The organism is Methylicorpusculum sp., from assembly GCF_030651835.1.
Lineage (GTDB): Bacteria > Pseudomonadota > Gammaproteobacteria > Methylococcales > Methylomonadaceae > Methylicorpusculum.
Map to the genome: position 1 here is coordinate 62,049 of NZ_JAUSBX010000045.1, position 20,701 is coordinate 82,749.

Genomic DNA, 20,701 nt, shown 5'->3' on the forward strand with positions numbered 1-20,701 from the left:
TCCTTATCTTAAAGCGCCGATTAACGTATCAAACATACTATTCGCCGTTGAAATCACTTGTGCAGCAGCCTGATAAGACTGCTGAAAAATAACCAAATTAGCCGCTTCTTCATCCAGATTGACACCTGTCAGATTTTCTTTTGCTTCTTGCGCGCGGGTCAGTAAGGTTTTCTGAGCGGTTGCACTTAACTCACCTGACCGTGTCAACGAACCCACACCCGCAACCAACTGGCTGTAAGCATTATGAAAAGAGGCTTTACCTCCCAACAGCCCCATCTTGCTTTCCAATTGCGCCATGAGCAAGGCATTACGGTTATCACCCGGCATGGGGCCTTTTATGATGATGGCATTGCCTGAACTATCGAATACCGGCTTGCCGGTAACCGGATCGACCTCAACATTGGTAGCCGCTGCTATTTGGCGCGGATCACCAATGTTCACTCCAATCTTCTTGGCGGCTTGGTAGGTAGGACGCGTCAAAAATCGGTCACCTGCAACAGCGCTGCCTGCGCTGGTGTCAATACTGATCTCAAAACCGGCGAAGGTCAGATTTGAAACATTAGGATCAATACTGGAAACAACAGCTGTTAAAGAAAATACCTGATTATCACGAAGCCGCGTCAAGGTATAATCGGAACCGCCGACAAATTCCAGCCTGAAGTCACTGAAATCAAGATGTTGAGCCGCATCCGGTGTAACATTGAGATCCTGAAATCGCGCAGTAACCACTGCATTACCGGTATTGGCCAGATTTGCCGTCACCGGCACTTCATCTCCTTTAAAACTGAATAAGGCTTCGCCTTGTCTACCGTCAAGATCAAATCCGCTTTTTTGCAGGGCATTCATTTCCATTGCCAATCCGGCCGCAATCTGGCCCAGTTTTTGTTGTGCGGGATCGAGAATTTCATCCCGAAAACGTAAGCTTCCGGCTAATTTTCCACCGGAAATTTGATTACTGATATCCGATGTTCCCGATGCAGATTCGTAACCGATTCTCAAGAAAGTAGGATCGTATTCATCATTGATGGTAGTTAGCTTTGATGAGACACCATCCAACACCAACGGCATTCCTTTCCCGATAAAGATGCTGGTCATACCGTTTTCTTGCGGGACGACCGCCACACTGATCAGCTCGGCCAGTTTGGTCAATAAGCGCTCTCGCTCATCCAATAAATCATTGGGGAGTTGTTTCCCGGAAGCGCGTCCTACGTCGGCGGCGATGCGGTTATTCAAATCGGCCAAAGCGGTTCCCAACGCATTAATCTCGTTGAGATGAACTTTGATATCGGTATTGACTTGTGAGCCCAGTTCTTCGAACCGTGCGCTCATGGTATTAAAACGCTGCCTCAGCAAGTCAGCTTCAGACAACATTACCTGGCGCGCCGGAATGGAGGACGGATCATCCGCCACTTCATTCACCGTGTTAAAAAAACTCTTGATCGCAGGAGCGATACCCACACTGTTGTCGGCTAACAGGCCGTCAACTTGAACAGATAGCCGGTAAAACTGTTCCGCTTCCCCTGAAGCGGTAGAGCTGGTTCTAAGTTGGCTGCTGATAAACTGGTCATAACTGCGAGTGATATTACTGACCTTGACGCCTTGCCCCAGATAACCACTTCCCTCGAAAATTGCCGGTTTTGTCGACAACTCTGTCCGTTGGCGGCTGTATCCTTCTGTATTGACATTGGCAATATTGTGACTGGTAGTTTCCAGCGAGCGCTGAAAGGCCAAGAGCCCCGAAGTTGCAATACCTAAAATTCCGCCCGCCATAATTTTGTCCTGTTAAGCTTTCTATAACGAATAAAGCAAATCAAGTGCCAAAAAAACAGAAACCCAAGGAAAAATAACTGCAGCAAACGAGGTGAGATTTTTTGTCCCTTCTGCAGGCGCGCAAACCAGCACACAGTGAGCTATGTAACTGTTTACGGCAAGGTGAAAATGGTCAGCTAGATCTGTCAGTCTTGGAGGTTATAAAATTTGCGTTCTCAATTCATGGCCAGTTTCTGGCCGGAGCCAACCCCGGACAGACTGTCGCCATGGTAGATTCTCATGACTTTATCAGCGTAATGAGGGTCAGTTGCATATCCGGCTTTTTGCAGCTCCAGCATATAGCGCTGAGGATTTTCTGCATGTTTGAGTGCTTGAGCATAACGCGGATTGTTTTTAAGCAACCGCACATAATCATCGAAACTATCCTGATAGGACTCATAGGCTCGAAATCCTGACATTTTCTTTTGAGGTATGCCGTTTTCGAACTCCAGTGAGGAAACATTTGTCCGTTTTCCTTGCCACTGGCTGCCTGCCTTGATATTGAATAAGTTATGACTACTGGAGCCGTCCTTGCTCTTGATTACTGATCGTCCCCAACCGGTCTCCAAAGCGGCCTGTGCCAGCAGTACTTTTGGCTCTATACCCAATTCTTCAGCTGCTTTTTGAGCATAAGCGTGCAACTGACTGACAAATTGTTTCGATGAAGTTAGCGGCATATTTTTGCCGGGTTTAAGCGATGAGTTTTCCCACATTTTTTCCACTTCCTTACCGGAAAAAAGTTCACTATCCGGTAGCGGTTCGCTTTTTGTAGTGCCTAAGGCGTGTTTGACCCTGTTAACAGGAATACTGCGAACCGGATTATTCAGATAATCATCCAGCTCTGTCTTTTCATTTTCTTTACTCTCCTCCCCTTGCCCTTGCTGTTTACTCAATTGCTTGGAGATGACATCAGCTAAACCGACGCCCTGCTCCCCTGACAAATGTACGGACAGTTGCTGGTCATACATATCCTGAAAAAACTTGCCTTGATCACTGTCAAAAATGCCATCGGCCAGTTTCGCCTCACGCATACTCTTGATAACCATATTAACGAACAGCGATTCAAACTGTTTGGCGGTTTCCTTTATCGCTTCCGGTGTTTCTTTCCGTGCTTCATTTTTTAATTGGGCTAGACCGTTAAAATCGGTATAGGCCGGACTTTGGGTTGCATTTAACACGATAACCTCCGATTAAATGACGATTAACTCTGCACGAAGAGCGCCTGCTGACTTAAGTGCTTCAAGAATAGCGACCAAATCACTGGGTGCCGCGCCAACATCATTAACGGCCTTGACGATTTCATCCAATGACACACCGGGATTAAATACGAACATCCGGTTATTTTCCTGTTCGACACTGATATCCGATTGAGGCGTAACAACGGTTTGACCTTCAGAAAAAGGCTCCGGCTGACTGACTTGCGGATTTTCACTGATGGTAACGGTCAGGCTACCGTGAGAAACTGCCGCAGGTTGAACCGTGACTTTGCTGTTGATGACTACGGTACCACTACGAGAGTTAATAATAACCCGCGCGGGCGCATCATCAGGTGAAACCATCATGTTCTCAATCATCGACGCAAAGGTAACGCGTTGAGAGGTATCCGATGGCGCACTGACTTGGACTGATGAACCATCCAAAGCCTTGGCTGCGTTCGGTCCCAAGGTACGATTTATGGCCTCTGCCATACGATTAGCCGTCGTAAAATCAGCGTTGTGCAGATTAAATATCAAGTCGTTTCCTTCAGCAAAAGGAGAAGCCACTGCACGCTCAACTGTCGCCCCGTTTGGAATGCGGCCGACACTGGGATTATTGATGGTGATATTGGAACCATCCTGTCCGGAAGCGCTTAAACCGCCAACGACCAGACTCCCTTGGGCAACGGCATACACTTGTCCGTCCGCCCCTTTTAATGGGCTCATTAGCAGCGAGCCACCGCGCAAACTTTTAGCATCACCTATCGATGATACGGTCACATCTATCGTTTGACCGGGTTTGGAAAAAGCCGGCAATTCAGCATGGATTGCAACGGCGGCAACATTCTTTGCCCTGGGATCGACGCCAGGCGGCAAAGTCATGCCTAACCGAGCCAGCATGCTACGAAGCCCTTGCCCGGTAAACAAGGTTTTATCGCCGGATTTATCCAAGCCAACGACCAGACCATAACCCACTAGCTGGTTACTGCGAACCCCGGCTATCGAAGCTATATCCTTGATACGCTCAGCTCTTGCCGGCATCAAAACACTCATTGCCAGCAAAATAGCGATTATGGGTTTTATTAAATTTTTCATGTCCCTCTCCTTAAAACGGGAACCAGGGGCTCATAAAGATGCGCGCCAACCAGCCCATTTTAGACGCATCGGCAACCGCACCATCTCCGGTATACATCAGCGTGGCATCGGCAACTTTTGTAGAAGGAATCATATTAGCTGCGTCAATATCTACCGGTCTGACGATACCGGAAAGACGGACATATTCACTACCCTGGTTGAGCGCCATCCGCTTTTCACCCCGAACCCGTAAATTGCCGTTCGGTAAAACTTCAACTACGGTAACTGATATATTGCCGATCAAACTGTTGCTTTGATTCGCTTCACCTTCTCCCGTAAATTGACTGGATGACAGCAATTCAGTTTGCACATCCTGCCCTAAAATGGTTCCCGGAGATACGCCCATCAACATGGGGGCTGAGACTTTAACCGACGTCGATTTATTGGCATCCATATCGGCTTGTTTTTTAGCCTGCATTCTTTCTGCAAGGGTAATCGTCAAGACATCACCCACCCGTTTGGCGGTATGGTCTTCAAACAACCGCATATCATAATTAGCCACATAGATAGAGCCGCTGGTTTGAGCAGGAGGTCTTAAATCTGCCGGTTGAACCGGGGCAAAAGCAGGATCCCTGTTTGGCAAAGGCGTACAGCCAATCAACAAGACGGGCAAAATAGCAATCAGGCGGAATTTAAACTTTTTCATATCAGATCACTAGAGTTGCTGGGTGACAAATGAGAGCATTTGATCTGTTGTAGAGATGGCTTTTGAGTTCATCTCATAAGCTCTCTGGGTTTCAATCATATTAACCAGCTCTTCAACCACATTGACATTGGACGTTTCCAGCGAACCTTGATAAAGGGCGCCCAATTCATTTTCGCCGGGAATACCCAGAACCGGCGGCCCGCTGGCTGTGGATTCGCGAAACAAGTTTTCGCCAATGGGTTCCAAACCTGCCGTATTGATAAAGTCAGCCGTTTGAATTTGGCCGATTTGCACTGCCGCAGGATTTCCCGGCTGAACCACAGTGACGGTGCCGTCACGGCCAATCGTTAGACTCATCGAATCATTTGGCACGGTAATAGCCGGTTCCAGCAGCATACCTTCGGATGTCACGACCTGACCTGTATCGTCCAGTTTAAAAGAGCCGTCACGGGTATAATTGATATCGCCGTTGGGGCTAAGGATTTGAAAAAAGCCTTTACCGCTTATAGCCACATCCAGAGAATTTTCAGTTTGTTGAATGTTCCCTTGCGTATGAAGTTTCTCAGTTGCAACCGTTCTAACACCAGTACCTAGTTGCAATCCCGTCGGCAGCCTTGTACCTTGAGTACTTTGCGCCCCGACTTGGCGGATATTCTGATAAATCAAATCCTCGAACAATGGGCGTGATTTTTTGAACCCGGTGGTATTAACGTTAGCCAGGTTGTTGGCGATGATTGCCATCCGTGTTTGCTGCGCATCCAGTCCGGACTTGGCCACCCATAATGCTCGTTCTGTCATGATGATCTCCTAAAGTGACATTAATTTGTCATTTACATAGCTGTCAGCAGGGTTTATGCCATTTGCATTAACTTAGCGCTGATACCCGAATTTTCATCCGCTTGTTTCATGACTTTGGTCTGTAATTCGAAATTTTTTGCCAACTCAATCATTTCCACCATGGCGCCCACGGTGCTGACATTGCTGCCTTCCAGTGCGCCTTGAATCAAGCGGACCGATGCATCTTCAGGACTGACCCCGCCGTCTTTCAGATACAGCAGACCATCATTCTGTTTTTCCAACTGATCCAGATCGGGCTTTACTAATTTGATCCGGTCCAATACCGCCAATGCTGTGGCATTGGCGCCTTGAGGAATAATACTGATGGTGCCGTCAGAGCCAATGGTCAGTTTTTCGGCCGGAGGAATGGCAATCGGCCCATTGTTTCCAATCACCGCCAAACCCGTCCCTGTTTGCAGCAGCCCTTCGGTTGTCAGCCTCAAATCGCCAGCACGAGTATAAGCTTCCTTGCCATCAGCGCCCTCAATCACTAACCAGCCCTCTCCATTGATAGCGACATCCAGATCCCTCCCTGTCATGGCCAGAGGGCCTGACGTTAAATCAGTCCCAGGACTCTCGGTCATCGCATAAACACGCGTAGGATAACCCGGTCCGAATACCGGCATACTGCGGGACTGCTCCAGATCAGCTTTAAATCCGGTAGTTTGACTATTGGCCAGATTATTTGCATTAGTGGTTTGCGCCATCAGAGTTTGTTTAGCGCCGTTCATTGCAATATAGAGACTGCGGTCCATGACATTATTCCCGAAGCGTGATTACCTGATATTTAAAATAGTCTGCATAATCGAATTTTCAGTCGAGATTGTCTGCGCATTGGCTTGATAAGCCTGCTGAGCCACGATCAGATTGACTAACTGCGCGGATAAATCGACGTTTGAAGCTTCAATAGCGCCGGCCTGAATCAGACCGAAATTATTCGAGCCTGGCGCTCCTGATATCGATTCACCTGAACTGGCGCTTTGCCCCCAGGAAGTATCGCCCAGTTTGGACAAACCTTGGGGATTGGCAAAGCGCACCAAAGCTACCTGTCCAATTGGCTCGGAACCGCCATTACTGAAACGCGCAAAGATAATTCCCTCGTCATCGGTATCGATGCCGCTTAACTGACCGGCAGGCAATCCGTTTTGCTTTAAATCATTGACACTGAATCGCTGATTGAATTGCGTGGAATTCGCATAACTCATTCTGCCTATGGCAATGTCATTGGCTCCTGTTGCCGGAGTAACCGGATGAGCCGCCAAGGTAAATAAACCATCCACTACCCCGTCTGCATTCACCGGGGCGCTCAAGTTACCGGAGGGGTTAAACTTTAGCTCACCGAAATCACTTTGAGTGCCTCCAGAGCCAACCACAGGAACTAAAGTGTCATCGAGATAATGATAGACATTCCAGGTTGGCTGACTATCAACTCCAACCCCTGTATTGACAAAATAAGTCGTTAAAATATGAGAGCTGCCAAATGAATCATAGATAGTCGCCGAAGTCTGACTGCTAAAGGTATTGGGGTCTGTTTTATCAAAAGGGAGAGCAACAATATCTTCACTGGCATCCAAATTGACTGTAAATTTGACTTGCTCTGTCGCTTGAGGTTTACCAGCGATAGTATTTATCTGGATTGGCTGCATAACGCCAGTGCTGAAACCATCAGCAACCGTTGCTCCATTCGGTCTAAACGCTAACAACGCCTGACCTTGATTATTAACAACGAATCCTTCTTGATTAAGCTTAAATTCCCCTGAACGGGTGTAGGCTCTATCATTAATCTCCGTGGGTGACTTAGCTAAAACAAAGAATCCTTCACCGCTTATACCCATATCCAGGTTATTGTCCGTAAACTGCATATTGCCCTGGATAAATTGCTGCGCGACATTAGCCACCCTGACGCCTGCTCCCGGAGTCGTTTTACTGACGCCAGCCAGACTAGAGGCATAAACATCGACAAATTCAGACCGGGATTTTTTAAATCCGGTGGTATTCGCATTGGCAATATTGTTGCCGGTTACTGCCAAATTATTGGCTGCGGCATTTAAGCCGCTGAGTGCTGTTGAAAAAGCCATAAGAACGCCTCTGTTGTTAAATAATTTTGGTTAGCCGACTGAAGGAAACCGGACCTGTACCGGCTAAATTAACTTCAAGCCCCCGTTGACCGTTGCCCATCACGACACTCTCGACACGCGATTTCATATACGGTTGTAAGGACACATTCTGCCCGCCCATAGAGGCTTCTACCTGAACTTTATAGACTCCAGGATTTGCAAATGTGCCGTCAATGCCAATGCCATTCCAACTGAAAGGCAAAGTACCTGACGCCTGAGGACCTAATTCCAGTGTCTTAACCGGAGCTCCGGTCGATGCATTAGTGACTCTTACCGTCACGTTACTGGCAGAGCTGGGTAAGTTAACTTCACCACTGACATCTCCACCTGCGGCTAACAAGCCATAATTTACCGGCGCAACAACATTTCTTCCGACTAATCCGGCCGCTTGCAAAGCCTGATCCGAAGATAACGAGCTGGCAAAATCCTTGAATGACTTCTGCAAATCCTGAATTCCTGAAACGGTAGAGAACTGCGCCATCTGTCCCATAAAATCGGCATTTTCCATTGGCTTCAATGGATTTTGGCTTTGTAACTGTGTGGTCATGATTTTTAAGAAAGCCTCCTGGCCTAATTCCTGTTTTTTAACAGCGGCCTTCTCAAAGGTTGCCAGTCCTAATTCTTTGAATGTATCCAAACCTATTGCCATGATCTTGCTCCTGTTATTGTCCGATTCTTAACGTTTGCAATGCCAGTTCCTTGGCGGTATTTAAAACCTCTACATTGTTCTGATAGGAGCGGGATGCCGACATCATGTTGGCCATCTCTTCAATCGTATTGACATTTGGCTTATAGATATAGCCCTCTTCATCGGCTAAAGGATGGTTGGGGGAATATTCTTTTAATGGCGGCACTTGGCTTTCCACCACACCCAAGACATTAACTTTGCTTGAGGCATTTTGCTTGTCCAGGATATTTTTCAATTCCGCAGCAAAAACCGGCTGCCTGGACTTATAGGTTTGATCAATACTGCTGCTCACCGTATTGGCATTGGAAATATTACTGGCTACTAAATTAAGCCTGAGGGACTGGGCATTCATACCGCTGCCGGAAATATCGAATACTTTGAAAGAGCTCATGCGGATTCTCCTTTAATGGCAGTCATCAAGCCGGAAAACTTGCCGTTGATAAATCGCAAGCTGGCCTGATATTGCACCGCGTTTTCTGAAAATTTGGCTTGTTCTATATGGGATTCAACCGTATTGCCATCTAGTGACGCCTGATGCGGATTGCGGAACATGAGATTGGCGCCTAACAATAGATCGGAAGGTGCTGCATGCCCGCTACGAGTTCTCTCGATGGGCAACTCATCGGGCATTGCACCTTGCAAAACCGATTGAAAATTGAGGTCTCTGGCCTTGAAGCCGGGGGTGTCTGCGTTGGCAAGATTGGAAGCCAGTACTTCGCCGCGTCTCTCACGCAAGGTCAAGGCCTGCGGATGCACGCCCAACGCCTTGTCAAAATTAATAGCCATGATTATTGCCTCATAGGATCGCTTTTTATAAAGAATCTAGCAAATCATATGCCGCAATAAAATAACATCGTTAATTCATTAAGTTAATACGCGTTACAGTAAGAGATAAAGGCAATTGACTGGATCAGGAAAAGACAGGAAGACACTGTTAAGTGCGGCAAAAATCGGCTTTGAGGCGGCAATTGATGGCCGTTTTTAATGAAGTAAGGCGGCAAGTGGCAATTAAAAAGTAATTTGGGACCAAGCAGCTGGATTGATCCCAAGCGTCAATTTATTGCCGCAGCTATGATGAGTTTTTTTTATAATACCGGCTACGCTGGTCCCTAACCGTAACAAATCCGTTGACACCTACCGGCATTTGTTCAGTGCTGCTCAAATACAAAAGGCCATCAGGCTCTAAGAGAGCCAACATGCGGGTCAAAATATCGTGCTTAACCTCATCGGAAAAGTAAATAAGCACGTTTCTGCAAAAAATGATGTCGAAACGGCCCATTGAATTAAAAGACCTCAGCAAATTCAAACACTGGAAATCAACCCTGGAGCCTATTTGTGACTTAAGCTTGTATCCACCCTCAACCGCATTGAAGTAACGTTGTTTCCTCTCCGAGTCGATACCGCGCAACAATGCCGATTCCGTGTAAACTGCATTTTTTGCTTGGGCAAGCACCGTATCGGAAATATCAGTACCAACGATTCTGGCATTTAGACTTTTGCCGGTTCTATTGACATAGTCATCAATGCACATGCTGATAGAGTAAGGCTCCTGACCCGTCGAACAAGCTGCCGACCAGATTCTGAGTGACGAACGCTTTTGAGCTAGCAAAGGTAATAAAGTATCGGATAAATCTTTAAATTGATTTTCATCTCTAAACCAATAGGTTTCATTGGTCGTCATGGCATCAATAACCGCAACCGCTACTTTTGAGCCTGGATTTTGCTTGAGTAATAAAATAAGATCTTGGTAACTGCTGAGGTTAAACGAGGCCAAAAGACTCGATAATCTGTTTTTAACCAGATAATGCTTAGTATCGCTGAGAATGATGCCGCAGTTTTGCGAGAGGAAGTGCTGGAAGAATTTAAATTCCTGACTATTCATTTCCATTATTTTTTTCTCAAAGAACGCTCAGCAGTTCCTGAATAGTTACGACCGGAAATGCCCGTTTTATTGATGAGCATGATAAATCTTCAACCTGTTTTGTATGGTCTTTATCAATTCATCGGGTTCAAACTTGGCTAGAAACTCATTCGCACCGACTTTTTGAACCATTGACGTATTGAACACGCCGCTTAATGAGGTGTGCAAAACAATGTAAACACCCTTCATTCGAGTGTCTTTTTTGATTTGGGATGCCAGTGTATAGCCGTCCATTCTGGGCATCTCCACATCAGAAATGATCAAAGCATAGTGCTTTTCAAGCTCAACATTATCATCAACTAACTGATTGAGATGCTCCCACGCTTCCAAACCATCTTTAAGCACATGACATTCCAAACCCAATTGATCGCAGACTCTTTTCACCTGGTTTCTCGCCACGGTCGAGTCATCAACAATCAACACACGATCTCCGGCCCCGGAAACAGTGCTGTCAATGGCTTCTTCAGAAGCTTGATCGCGCAAGCCAATGACTTCTTTCATGACTTTTTCAACGTCAATCACTTCCACCAGTTCATTATCGACTTCAGTCACTGCCGTCAGATACCCTTCCCGACCCAGACCTGTCGGGGGGGCTTTAACTGAGCTCCAACCAATATTGATGATTCTGTCGACCGAACCCACTAAAAAGCCTTGAACCGTTCGGTTATATTCCGTCACAATGACATAGCAACCGCTATCCCTGGGAAGCGGCCGTAAGCCGATAGCCATCGATAGATCCAAAACCGGTATTGTCTTGCCCCGCAAATGAGCAACACCACAAATGACTGAATGGGAATTGGGAATTTGGGTTAAAGACGGACACTGAATCACTTCCTGTACTTTGAATACATTAATGCCAAAACGTTGCCGACCACCCAATCTGAAAAGCAATAATTCGAAACGGTTATGCCCTGCTAACTGCGTTCTTTGATCTACGCCTTCCAAAATTCCGGCCATGACACCACCTTATTGATTTATGATTCTGCTGTGATTTTGCTAAAAATGTTGGCTTGCCGCCGCTTATTGAGCGACTCATAAACAACATTTAACCGACAATCGCTCTTAACTTCCCACTAAAACCTAATCACTAATCAGGTCCATTGCTTATATCCATAGCCGGAAACGGCTCAAAATGAAGCAAGCAAGGCAATTATAGTTTGTTTCTAATGAATTGCTGCGATGGTGTTTGGCATCAAAAATGCTGAGATTGAAGGTAACGTCATTTAACCGGCACATTCTGATGTTCCTTAAAACTTTGCGCTTACTTCCCTTATTACTGACCTTCGCATCAGGAAGCTATGCGGAGCCAAGCTATCAAGCGCATAGCAGTCTTTATCAAGTTGTCAGTGATTTTGTCCAAAACAATATTGATCCGGCGTCAAATTACGAACTGACAATAGCACCTTTGGATACGCGCCTCCGGCTGGCCAAATGCAGCCAACCCATTGAAGCCTTTACCTCCCAACCTCAAGGATTGAGTCCGGACAGAAATACAGTTGGGATTCGTTGCAACGGAGTTCAATCCTGGTCTGTTTATACCTCGGTCATCGTTCGTATTTTTGACCAGGTCATGGTGCTAAGCCAACCCGTTCAACGAGGAGAATTATTGACGCCAAACCACGTAAGATTAGAGAAAAAGGATATTTCAAAAGTGAAAACCGGTTACTTTATCAGTCAGGAGCAAGTATTTAACAAGCAAGCCAACCGCTATTTAGCAGCTGGCACCGTCTTGCATAACGGCCTGATCATGGAACCGGTATTGATCAAAAGAGGTGAAAAAATTGTCATTCGCTCAGGGAATCCTGCCTTTGATATTCGCATGCTAGGCGTCGCCATGATGGACGGCGTTAAAGGGCAATCAATCAGTGTCAAAAATGCATCGTCAGGACGCATCATTGCCGCTAAAGTTGAGCAGACCGGCTTTGTCAGCATTCATCAACGCTGAGTCAATCAATAATAAACGATACAATCTCATAACTTAATATCAATAATTCAATAAGAACTACTGACAAAAAGTTATTACGCTATAATTTTTTCTAAATCTTTTTTGAATGCTGCCGATACAGGTTATAGCAGAACATTATTGGAGGACACTACCATGGCTATTGACCCACTCACAGGCAGACAACTTGTCACCGTTCAGTCCAAAGCAACACCAAAGGGCACGGTCGAAAATAAATCAGACAAACCAAAAGTTGAGACAGGTAGCAGCGACAGCGTAAGCATCAGAGCGAATTCGGTTGGCCTTACTGCCAGTGAAGCGCTGAACAACAAAACCCCACCGGTCGATGAAAATAAAGTAAACATGATCAAACAGTCGATAGCCGATGGCAGTTACCGTGTTGATGCCGAGAAACTGGCTCAAAAAATCATTCAATTTGAGGCTGCATTTGGCCAGGACAGCACCTAATCATGATTAATAAAACATTTCCTATTGCTGAAAAATTGATCAGTAATGGCTTGTCTTTAAGCCGCACCCTTTTTCAAGCTCTTCAGGACGAGTCTCAATTACTGATCAATCAGGATAAAGATAAAAAACTGGATGCGATCACACAGCACAAACAGCATCTAATCAGTGAGATTTCGCAATTTACTCAACAAATCGGTCAGGTTCTGCAAACCGAGCAGTTGAATGCGGATAAAAACGGCTTGACGACCTATTTTGAAAGAGCCAAAGCAGTCAGTATGGATACTCAAAAAGCCGAACATGATTGGCAAGAACTCATCACACTCTCAGAAAAAGCACGCGATTTAAACAATCAGAATGGTGCCGGCATCGAGCTTTTGTTGCGTCATACCCGCCTGTCACTCAACATCCTGAAAGGCAAGCCGCAATCAGTTCATACCTATGGCCGCGACGGCTCCACCCAGGCCGACGCAGGCTCAAAAACACTCTATACAGCTTAGACAACTTCAACTCCCTACCACGCATGAGCAAAATCGACCGTTAAGAATCATGCCGTGTCAAATTTTAATGAAAACCCAAAATTCGTAACCCATCCGGATAAAATAACCAGCATCCTGTGCGCCATCCAAATTCAGAACTGCCTGTGCACGTTATCCCAGCTGGGTCAAAAGAAAGGACTATTAACCTCAATCATTGAAGTCAATATTGAACAAAACCTTCTAATTCTGGATGAAATCAATTCTGCAGACATCAGCACCTTTCTTCAATCCGCACATAAAATCAAGCTTTCAACTTATTTAAACGGCGTTCACTTGGCCTTTCTCCTGACGTTGACCGAAATCAAAAAACTTGGTACTGATAGTCTTTATTACTCATCACCCCTTCCTGATCGTATCTATTACCCGCAACGCAGAAGTTCACCCAGACTCGTCACAGATACATTAACCATCACATGGCCCGCGGCGAAAAACAAATTTTTAGTTCATGGCGAGGTAATCGATATTTCCAGAGGCGGCATGTCATTCCGCCTGGCCGCAGAAGAGAATAGTGTTCAAGCAGGCGACACCTTAAGAAACTGCCACTTAAACTTGCCGATTGGCTATGAGATGGTCTTTACTTTAGTTATTCGTTCAGTCAAAACCGAGCGAAACACTGTTTATATAGGTGGCTATTTTGTAAACCTCTCGCCTCAAGGCAAAAACAAGCTGGACTTCTACATAGCAGCGCTGGAGCGCGAAATCATAAGAAAACGAAAGAATCCCGATTTAAACCTGTGATACAATCGCCGCACATTGCCCCGGTAGCTCAGCTGGATAGAGCATCCCCCTCCTAAGGGGAAGGTCGGACGTTCAAATCGTCTCCGGGGCACCAATAAAAACAAGGGCTTAGGCGATTAACCAAGCTCTTTTTTATTGCCTGAAATAAATTTTTCCCAATTTTGTCCCATTTTCAAAAAAACAACCGCAACACTTGCCGAAAAACAGCCATAAAAAAAGGCCGGTTATCCATATCGGCCTTTAAGCCATTTTCCAGCAAATCAGCCTTGTTGCCCGGCAACACTATCAAAGTGATGTGCTTTATTTTGGAAGCAATCAATCCCTCAGCTAGATTTCATGCCAACTCTTTGCAAGATAAGAATATCAAGGCTTACAGCCCGGCATGACATTTGCAATGGTCATTGTTTATAAAATGAAGCAGGCCACTTTTTTCGTTTGTATTGAATAACTGAATTTCAGACATAAAAAAACCGGCACTATGACCGGTTTGATTGCTTTGCTTTAACAGCGTCGAAACTAACTTTTTTGTTTTTTCATGCGAGTGAATGATAACAAGCCCAGTAAGCCACTACCCAGCAACCACATAGCGCCAGGGACCGGCACGGCGGCCACTTGTCCGGGGCTGACTGGCCATGCGTAGAACTGACGGTCCTTACTGATGGCGAGCTGGAGGCCACCGTCGGTATAGAAGAGCCACGCGTAACGGGGATCATACGCATCCTCCGTAGCCAACCAGTACGCAGAGGTTTGTGCGTTGGTAAATGGCCCGGCATTGCCAGAAGTTCCGAAACTGCCGTCGCCCAGGATGCCAAAATCGCTACCATTAGTTTCATGATGGCCCAAGGCATTGAGCTCGTTATAGTACAGTTGGCCTAAGAGGCCACTGGTTTGGTTGTAGTCTGCCGAGGGCAAGGCCCATTGACTGCTGCCGCCGTAGTTGATGCTGTTCAGGTAGTTGGTGAAAGCAAGACCGCCCCACCAGGTCAATTGGCCATTGCCGGTATTGAAATCATCGGCGCCGATGGTTTGTAAACCAAAAAATGGATCGTTATAGCTGGGTCTAACACTGGCAATCTGGCTGATAAGACTATTGTCGGCATCGTACATCGTTTTGAACAGGTTGGCGTCTTGCGTCCAGGTGACGTTGCTGACGCTGCTGTAGACCACAGCACTCCCGTCAACGGCGATGTAAGGCGTTAAAACAGCCTCGGCATTGAGGGTGGTCAAGCTCAGTAGTAGGCCTGCGGTAGTAATTAGCCTTTTATTGAATGACATTTTGTTAATTCCTGGTTTAATGTGTTTTATTGTCCAATAAGGTTCAATACTGCTGGCTTTTGTCGTTAGTGTCAATTGAATGATGGTATTAGCCTGATTCCGCAAGCATCGAAATAACCAGGAGGCAATTCAAATGAAATCATCAATGAGCAAAGAGCGGATAATAGAACTAAGCGCGATAGCACTGAGACGGGCCTTAGTTCGTATTCAGAAGAGGAAATTAGACAGCGAGACAGAGGCGAAGCCGAGCGACAAAAAGGATAAGGAAGCAAATGATCAAATTAGGACTTATGAAGGAGGGATTAATATTAGTTTAGACTAGGTATTTCCGGATGTTTTGTATATAAATCAGAGACCTTATTAAAAAGGATTTTAATCATTTCAAATTCTACGGTAACACCCTAAATTCTCGATCTAAGCGCCGATAAAGAGAAGGCTATGAATGCGCTGGCTTAACTGGAATTGACGGGCTGAATATCGCTGTTTTCGATGCTTGAATCGAAGCCGCGATATGGTTTATCTGGAATCGTGGTAATTAATAAATGAAACCTGTTTACACACTTGCACAGGATAAGACAATGACTACAGTCAAATTACAGATAATGGAAAGAGCACTACTCGCCACGATTAACCGTAAGTTGAAAAAAGACGATGAAGCATTGAAAAATGTACTGATAAATCAAAATATTACAGCACATTAGGCGATTATTACATTATTGATGCAAACAACACCATAAGCGCCCAGCACGTTAAAATTGATACACTCGGTAAAGAGTTGGGCGTTTTAGCAGAATATGAGGAGTTGAAATGTGCGGAGATTTGAGTTTTGTTCAAGGTTTTTTGTTATTTATTTTAACGCCCGTTGTTATTTTTTTTATGGCTATATAGATGCATTAAAAAACACTTATGGACGTTTGTGAAAGTGATTGGCGTATTAGTATTGCAATTGCCTTGCATAGATTAAATTTCAGGCAATAAAAAAGCCGACCATTTTTTAGGTGGCCGGCTTGTGTTAACGCCATTTCGTTGCATCGAAAATGTTAACGATTGCGATTGTATTATAAACAAAAATGCCCGGCAGTTTTGACGCTGCCAGGCTTATCAGTCACGTTGTCGCACTTGGTTACTGATGCGCTGACTCTAGCATAACTGCGGTATCGCGGAGGACCGGGTTGAATGTCGGGTTATGTTTTATTTATATTAAATGCGTCATAAACTTTACTTCGCATTAAACCTGTACATATTTGATGTGTATCAATTAATTGAATTATTCTATCTACTTGTTGTTGTGATCTAAACGGAAAAGAATAAATGTCTTCTAATTGTTCATCCGTTAGATATTTATCCAGATGTTGGTAAGGGTCAATCTTTTGTTGGGGTAGCACTTGTTGAAGTAAAAGATTCCAATTACTTTCCAAACTAAAACCTTCAATTATCTTCAAATAATTAAGGTGTTGAGTTATCTTTTCTCCGTAACCATTAAACAATGCAGCCCATAACCAATTATGGAATTTTTTTACTTGATTTGAGTATTCATTGAATAAACTTTCAACATCGACCCCATCTTCTTGACTCTGAATATATGATTTAGCTAAAGAACTCCAATCATTGAATTGCATAAGATCATCTTTAGATAATATAAAAACAACATTCCTGATATTAGTTTCAGAATGGAAAATATTCCAATTTGCTTTTGTAAACTTGATATGTGACAAAAACCTTCTAAGCCCATGGACAAACTTATGAACTTCATTTGCTTGAAAGTTTTTTCTTATTTGGTCTTCATAACCATTTACTGGATATTTTTTATTAAATTCTCGTGAATGATCTACCAAGGCCATAGCACACATTGATGATGAAATAATTCCACGTTGAATTGTTACTTCAATTTTGTCAGTGAATGGCTTATTAGCAATGGTCCAAAAATCGGTATGTGCAGAATCATATTTAAATTTATTAATTGAAGAAATAAGGTCATCTACTGCATCAAGAAAAATTTTGAGAGATAACCTCAATGACTTCAGTTCACTATATATAATTCCACCGGGCAGTTCATTTATTACTGAATGTGTATTTTGAAAATCACGAAAATAAACTATTCGTAGATTTTCTGAACCCCAAGGATGCTCATCTAAAATTTCTAAAATTTCTTTTTTTGTAAGATCAGACATTAGTTCTCATTTTGAAAAACACAACGTTGGAGGTAAGAGGTGCGGATCCGGCTTGCCGGCGGAGCGTCCCTCTTGACCAAGTGGTTAGCCATTTGTCTATTTCTTGTGTTCATCGAAGACCCTATCGTATTTGGAAGCGGCATCGAAGAGCGCTTTCGGAGAGTGTCGGTATGAGACACGATTGATCTCAACAACTCTGCTTGATCCCTCAAGCCATACGGCAGCCGTAGGCTCAAAGAGTACGAGGTTAGCTCCGACACCCACTGTGCTTCTGAAAGCAATGCCGTCGAAGTTCATTGTTCGAAAGATGTCAGCCAGGAACTGTGTCAGGCTGTATAGCTGTCTGTTACTGGGGGGCGCGGCTGTGGCTAATGCGTTCTCAACAGCGATGACGATTTCCAAAAGTTCCAGCTCACGATCTGAGTTGAAAAATCTTAGAAGGTCATGCTGAGTAAGGTCGGCAATCCTCTGTTCTTTGGTGATGGTGAATTCGGCTACGGAGACAAAATCACCAGGATGGGGTCGAATTTCGGCAATGGCGGTGTCAGCGTCGGCGGCTAAATAGAGAAATGAAACACCAGGGCGATTAAGACGACCAGAACTTGCAAGTGCTATTGGCGGTGCCGAGATTGCAGCACCAACATGTGGCTCAAAGTAGTACTGTGTTTCACCGGGTGGAAAGGGGTATTTGGCGGCACGCCTCGTTGCGCCAACTCGCGCACGGTACCAGCCGCCACCCGCAGGAAATGTGCGCGTGATGTATTTCGGTAGGTCATGGAAGTCTTTGGCATGTTCAGACTCAACGACAAAATAGTTCCTCTCCGTGAGACTCCGCTGAATTAACTGGATGGCGGCTGCTTCTCCTCTGGAGATAGGCGTAAATGGGGCGTAGTTGTAGATGTCTCGCCCGTAGGCAGTTATCACGCTTACTTGTTCATCTGAATCAAGATTCTCAAGGAACGAGAGTAGGAATTCTTCATACTCGATTCCGTCAAGCTTGGGATTGACTCTAATGATGCGGTTCTCAGTCGAAAGCAGCGCCTCAAAGCTTTCACCGCCGAGCTTACTGTGGTATTCCCATTCGGAGTAGTAGTAACGAATGAGGGCTTTGATTGCCCTAATAAACTGTATGTTGTCTGTCGGAATGACCGAGGTGTAAGTGGCGCCACACACGCTGCATGCTCCATCAACCTTTGCTGCGGAAATCAGGTCTTTGAGCAACTTCGAGTTGGCGCAATCAGTGCAGAGTGCATGCATACCGTATTGGAATGGTTAACGTTCTAGCTAAGCTGCCCGCGTAGGCAGGTGTTGTAGCGGGTCAGCTTGAGCGAGGGGTTAGGGTGTGCCATTGGACAAGGCAGACTCTTTACCCGTAAATAGCCCGCCAGCAAAACCAATAACAGCAAAGAAGATGTTTGCTAGGACTTGGACATCAAGTTTGTCTGCTGCGAATAGAAGCGAAGAAACGATAACAATCAGAAGCAATAAAAATGAGCTAGTTGCAAACCTACCAAAACCTTTGGTTTTAGTAACAAAAAAACCAACCATGGCAACAATACCCACCACGAAAATTGAAAGCAAAAGCCATGTAGTTATTTCCATTTGTTTCCCCAGATTGGTTTAAGAACCCTAACAAGTGATTAAATAGTTTCCGTATATCATCCCTTATCAACGATTTCTAAGCAACAAAGTTACCTAATTCTATCAGGGGGCTAAATGTCTATCTTTCCTTCTCAGATATTGGTTGATCAATAAAATCGGGCTTTGCTTGCATTATTTTGCTTTGGCTATTATCAATAAATCCTTCAATCTTCAAGTTCATCGGCAACAAGTTGTCATTGATTTTAAGTGAATGTAATTCACACCCTTTTTAATCATACGGTTACGGACATTGGACTAACAAAAACCCAGTATTGATTGCCGGTAATTGATTATTGCGAACTGTCGACTCTAAGAGGCAAAAAAAACCCGGTAAGCAATTCGTTAGCATCGCTTCCGGGTTTTTCAATCCCTAATAGGCTTTAGTTTTTGATCCAGCTCTATTTGCCTTGAATAGTTAGCATTTTGTGAGCATTGATTAACAGCGTCCCAGCCTCAGCCAGTAATGATAAGGCTTGCTGCCTTCTCTTACACTTGGGTGTTTCAGTCTCAAGCCACACCATCAATACATACTCCGCTAAGTCACTGAGCGCCTTTAAATCTGCTTCAACGTCTAGCATAACCAAGCCTATTGGTGGTTACCTGAAATCGGTGATTGTTGGTTGCTGACCAAATGCCGTTTTCGTTTCGACTAGATTGATCTCGCCCCAACAATTAATAGGCCAGTCCATGTGATATGCTGACGATAACCCATTGTCCAAGCCAAAACGGCGTAGCTTCGTCGTAACCGGCCCCCAGTCCCTTTGATTGGTTGAGCAGGAAAAAGCTATATGCCTTCCACTTACATCAAAAATAATGGTTACTGATTTCTCCAATTTGTCTACAGACACTAATTTTGCTGGTAAAAACATTGTTTGGACTCCTGAAAAATTGATAAGTTAGTTTAGCTTTGCTCATGTGGCAGGATTGCTTTCAGTCGAAATTGGACTATGAAAAGATACTGGTTTGATAAAAAGCAACCCTGAGGTATCTCTTTTTTGATTTCGTGCCGCTAAGGTGCCTTAATCTTCGTTCTGAACATCATCTAATGCGCTTGGATCAAACCAACTGCCCGGTGGCATTACTCGCAAAAAATTAATTGTGGCTTCGCGCATCCTCTTGGTTTCGCGCTTCCTCTTAGCTTCACGCTTCCTCTTGAAGATAAAACTTGGCTTGCCTGGATCAAGGCTAAGCCCCTTAGTGATATCTGCATTCAACTCACCAGCAATCGCCAGCATTTCATTTACAAGGTCCATTGATTTTTGCTTGTCTGTCCTTTGGGCTAATCGATCATAGGTCTCGCGATCAATCGAAGCGGTTTTTCCATCATCCGAAAACTTAAACATAACTTGACCTTTTGTTTGTAGCCGAACTTCCGGCCTGGGTTTTATTAAATAACCGCTCTTTATAGCTGCGATTACGTGTATAACGCTGCTCAACACACCTAGTCCTCAGGTAAATCAAGGCTTCCGGCTACCTCGTCCTTGATTGGTTTGTCGCGGACAAGGTGCCGGACAACCGGACACTTCTATAGAAGTGTGTCCGTGTCCGTCCGGCGGACACCTCCGGACAAATGTCCGGTTTT

24 protein-coding genes and 1 tRNA gene are annotated in these 20,701 nt (G+C 44.9%); 6 read left to right on the forward strand and 19 right to left on the reverse strand.

From position 1 onward, the window contains the following. Window positions 1-3: 3 nt before the first annotated feature. The 12 genes from flgK to Q7V32_RS05730 form a co-directional block, all read right to left on the reverse strand. Window positions 4-1,770, reverse strand: a complete 1,767-nt coding sequence (gene flgK, locus Q7V32_RS05675; RefSeq protein ID WP_304896006.1) for a flagellar hook-associated protein FlgK — start codon at window positions 1,768-1,770, stop codon at window positions 4-6. 215 nt (window positions 1,771-1,985) lie between these two features. Beyond that, window positions 1,986-2,987 carry a flagellar assembly peptidoglycan hydrolase FlgJ gene (gene flgJ / locus Q7V32_RS05680; protein ID WP_304896007.1) on the reverse strand — a complete coding sequence of 334 codons (1,002 nt, stop codon included), beginning with the start codon at window positions 2,985-2,987 and terminating at the stop codon, window positions 1,986-1,988. A 12-nt stretch (window positions 2,988-2,999) separates the two neighbouring features. Continuing rightward, complete coding sequence (locus tag Q7V32_RS05685) at window positions 3,000-4,058, reverse strand: flagellar basal body P-ring protein FlgI (RefSeq protein ID WP_370690831.1); 1,059 nt, start codon at window positions 4,056-4,058, stop codon at window positions 3,000-3,002. Window positions 4,059-4,110: 52 nt separating this feature from the next. Beyond that, entirely contained in the window at window positions 4,111-4,785 is a 675-nt protein-coding gene (flgH, locus tag Q7V32_RS05690; RefSeq protein ID WP_304896009.1) for a flagellar basal body L-ring protein FlgH, read from the reverse strand. A 9-nt stretch (window positions 4,786-4,794) separates the two neighbouring features. Next, the gene (flgG, locus tag Q7V32_RS05695) at window positions 4,795-5,583 is read right to left on the reverse strand and encodes a flagellar basal-body rod protein FlgG (RefSeq protein ID WP_159659413.1); all 789 of its coding nucleotides are present in this window, start codon (window positions 5,581-5,583) and stop codon (window positions 4,795-4,797) included. Between the two features lie 53 nt (window positions 5,584-5,636). Continuing rightward, a complete protein-coding gene (locus Q7V32_RS05700) occupies window positions 5,637-6,377 on the reverse strand; it encodes a flagellar basal body rod protein FlgF (RefSeq protein ID WP_304896010.1) in 741 nt (246 codons plus the stop codon). A 21-nt stretch (window positions 6,378-6,398) separates the two neighbouring features. Next, a complete protein-coding gene (gene flgE, locus Q7V32_RS05705) occupies window positions 6,399-7,700 on the reverse strand; it encodes a flagellar hook protein FlgE (RefSeq protein WP_304896011.1) in 1,302 nt (433 codons plus the stop codon). Between the two features lie 16 nt (window positions 7,701-7,716). Then, the gene (locus Q7V32_RS05710) at window positions 7,717-8,388 is read right to left on the reverse strand and encodes a flagellar hook assembly protein FlgD (protein WP_304896012.1); all 672 of its coding nucleotides are present in this window, start codon (window positions 8,386-8,388) and stop codon (window positions 7,717-7,719) included. 13 nt (window positions 8,389-8,401) lie between these two features. Then, window positions 8,402-8,818, reverse strand: coding sequence for a flagellar basal body rod protein FlgC (gene flgC / locus Q7V32_RS05715; protein WP_159659409.1), 417 nt, complete (start codon window positions 8,816-8,818; stop codon window positions 8,402-8,404). Beyond that, the gene (flgB, locus tag Q7V32_RS05720; protein ID WP_304896013.1) at window positions 8,815-9,213 is read right to left on the reverse strand and encodes a flagellar basal body rod protein FlgB; all 399 of its coding nucleotides are present in this window, start codon (window positions 9,211-9,213) and stop codon (window positions 8,815-8,817) included. Before flgB ends, flgC begins: the two co-directional genes overlap by 4 nt. A 283-nt stretch (window positions 9,214-9,496) precedes the next feature. Then, complete coding sequence (locus Q7V32_RS05725) at window positions 9,497-10,315, reverse strand: protein-glutamate O-methyltransferase CheR (RefSeq protein ID WP_304896014.1); 819 nt, start codon at window positions 10,313-10,315, stop codon at window positions 9,497-9,499. Between the two features lie 60 nt (window positions 10,316-10,375). After that, window positions 10,376-11,305, reverse strand: coding sequence for a chemotaxis protein CheV (locus tag Q7V32_RS05730; RefSeq protein ID WP_304896015.1), 930 nt, complete (start codon window positions 11,303-11,305; stop codon window positions 10,376-10,378). Window positions 11,306-11,588: 283 nt separating this feature from the next. On the opposite strand from Q7V32_RS05730, the gene flgA reads away from it, so the two are divergent. From flgA to Q7V32_RS05755, 5 genes are all read left to right on the forward strand, one after another. Continuing rightward, window positions 11,589-12,293 carry a flagellar basal body P-ring formation chaperone FlgA gene (gene flgA, locus Q7V32_RS05735; RefSeq protein ID WP_304896016.1) on the forward strand — a complete coding sequence of 235 codons (705 nt, stop codon included), beginning with the start codon at window positions 11,589-11,591 and terminating at the stop codon, window positions 12,291-12,293. 153 nt (window positions 12,294-12,446) lie between these two features. Beyond that, on the forward strand, window positions 12,447-12,758 hold the full coding sequence (gene flgM, locus Q7V32_RS05740; RefSeq protein WP_304896017.1) for a flagellar biosynthesis anti-sigma factor FlgM: 312 nt from the start codon (window positions 12,447-12,449) through the stop codon (window positions 12,756-12,758). Between the two features lie 2 nt (window positions 12,759-12,760). Further along, window positions 12,761-13,255, forward strand: a complete 495-nt coding sequence (locus tag Q7V32_RS05745; RefSeq protein ID WP_304896018.1) for a flagella synthesis protein FlgN — start codon at window positions 12,761-12,763, stop codon at window positions 13,253-13,255. A gap of 54 nt (window positions 13,256-13,309) precedes the next feature. Next, window positions 13,310-14,032, forward strand: coding sequence for a flagellar brake protein (locus Q7V32_RS05750; protein ID WP_304896019.1), 723 nt, complete (start codon window positions 13,310-13,312; stop codon window positions 14,030-14,032). Between the two features lie 17 nt (window positions 14,033-14,049). Continuing rightward, window positions 14,050-14,126: transfer RNA gene (locus Q7V32_RS05755), tRNA-Arg, on the forward strand. Between the two features lie 422 nt (window positions 14,127-14,548). Here the strand turns inward: Q7V32_RS05755 and Q7V32_RS05760 are convergent. Next, the gene (locus Q7V32_RS05760; protein ID WP_304896020.1) at window positions 14,549-15,307 is read right to left on the reverse strand and encodes a DUF1566 domain-containing protein; all 759 of its coding nucleotides are present in this window, start codon (window positions 15,305-15,307) and stop codon (window positions 14,549-14,551) included. Window positions 15,308-15,885: 578 nt separating this feature from the next. On the opposite strand from Q7V32_RS05760, the gene Q7V32_RS05765 reads away from it, so the two are divergent. After that, entirely contained in the window at window positions 15,886-16,008 is a 123-nt protein-coding gene (locus Q7V32_RS05765) for a hypothetical protein (protein ID WP_304896021.1), read from the forward strand. A gap of 483 nt (window positions 16,009-16,491) precedes the next feature. Here the strand turns inward: Q7V32_RS05765 and Q7V32_RS05770 are convergent, their stop codons facing one another. The 6 genes from Q7V32_RS05770 to Q7V32_RS05795 form a co-directional block, all read right to left on the reverse strand. Further along, window positions 16,492-17,478, reverse strand: a complete 987-nt coding sequence (locus Q7V32_RS05770) for a hypothetical protein (RefSeq protein WP_304896022.1) — start codon at window positions 17,476-17,478, stop codon at window positions 16,492-16,494. 96 nt (window positions 17,479-17,574) lie between these two features. Beyond that, window positions 17,575-18,735, reverse strand: coding sequence for an RES family NAD+ phosphorylase (locus Q7V32_RS05775; RefSeq protein WP_304896023.1), 1,161 nt, complete (start codon window positions 18,733-18,735; stop codon window positions 17,575-17,577). Window positions 18,736-18,813: 78 nt separating this feature from the next. Continuing rightward, window positions 18,814-19,080, reverse strand: coding sequence for a hypothetical protein (locus Q7V32_RS05780; protein WP_304896024.1), 267 nt, complete (start codon window positions 19,078-19,080; stop codon window positions 18,814-18,816). A 437-nt stretch (window positions 19,081-19,517) separates the two neighbouring features. Beyond that, the gene (locus Q7V32_RS05785; protein ID WP_304896025.1) at window positions 19,518-19,697 is read right to left on the reverse strand and encodes a hypothetical protein; all 180 of its coding nucleotides are present in this window, start codon (window positions 19,695-19,697) and stop codon (window positions 19,518-19,520) included. An 18-nt stretch (window positions 19,698-19,715) separates the two neighbouring features. Further along, the gene (locus Q7V32_RS05790) at window positions 19,716-19,988 is read right to left on the reverse strand and encodes a hypothetical protein (RefSeq protein WP_304896026.1); all 273 of its coding nucleotides are present in this window, start codon (window positions 19,986-19,988) and stop codon (window positions 19,716-19,718) included. 150 nt (window positions 19,989-20,138) lie between these two features. After that, window positions 20,139-20,462: a hypothetical protein gene (locus Q7V32_RS05795; protein ID WP_304896027.1), complete on the reverse strand. Its 324-nt coding sequence runs from the start codon at window positions 20,460-20,462 to the stop codon at window positions 20,139-20,141. Window positions 20,463-20,701 lie beyond the last annotated feature (239 nt).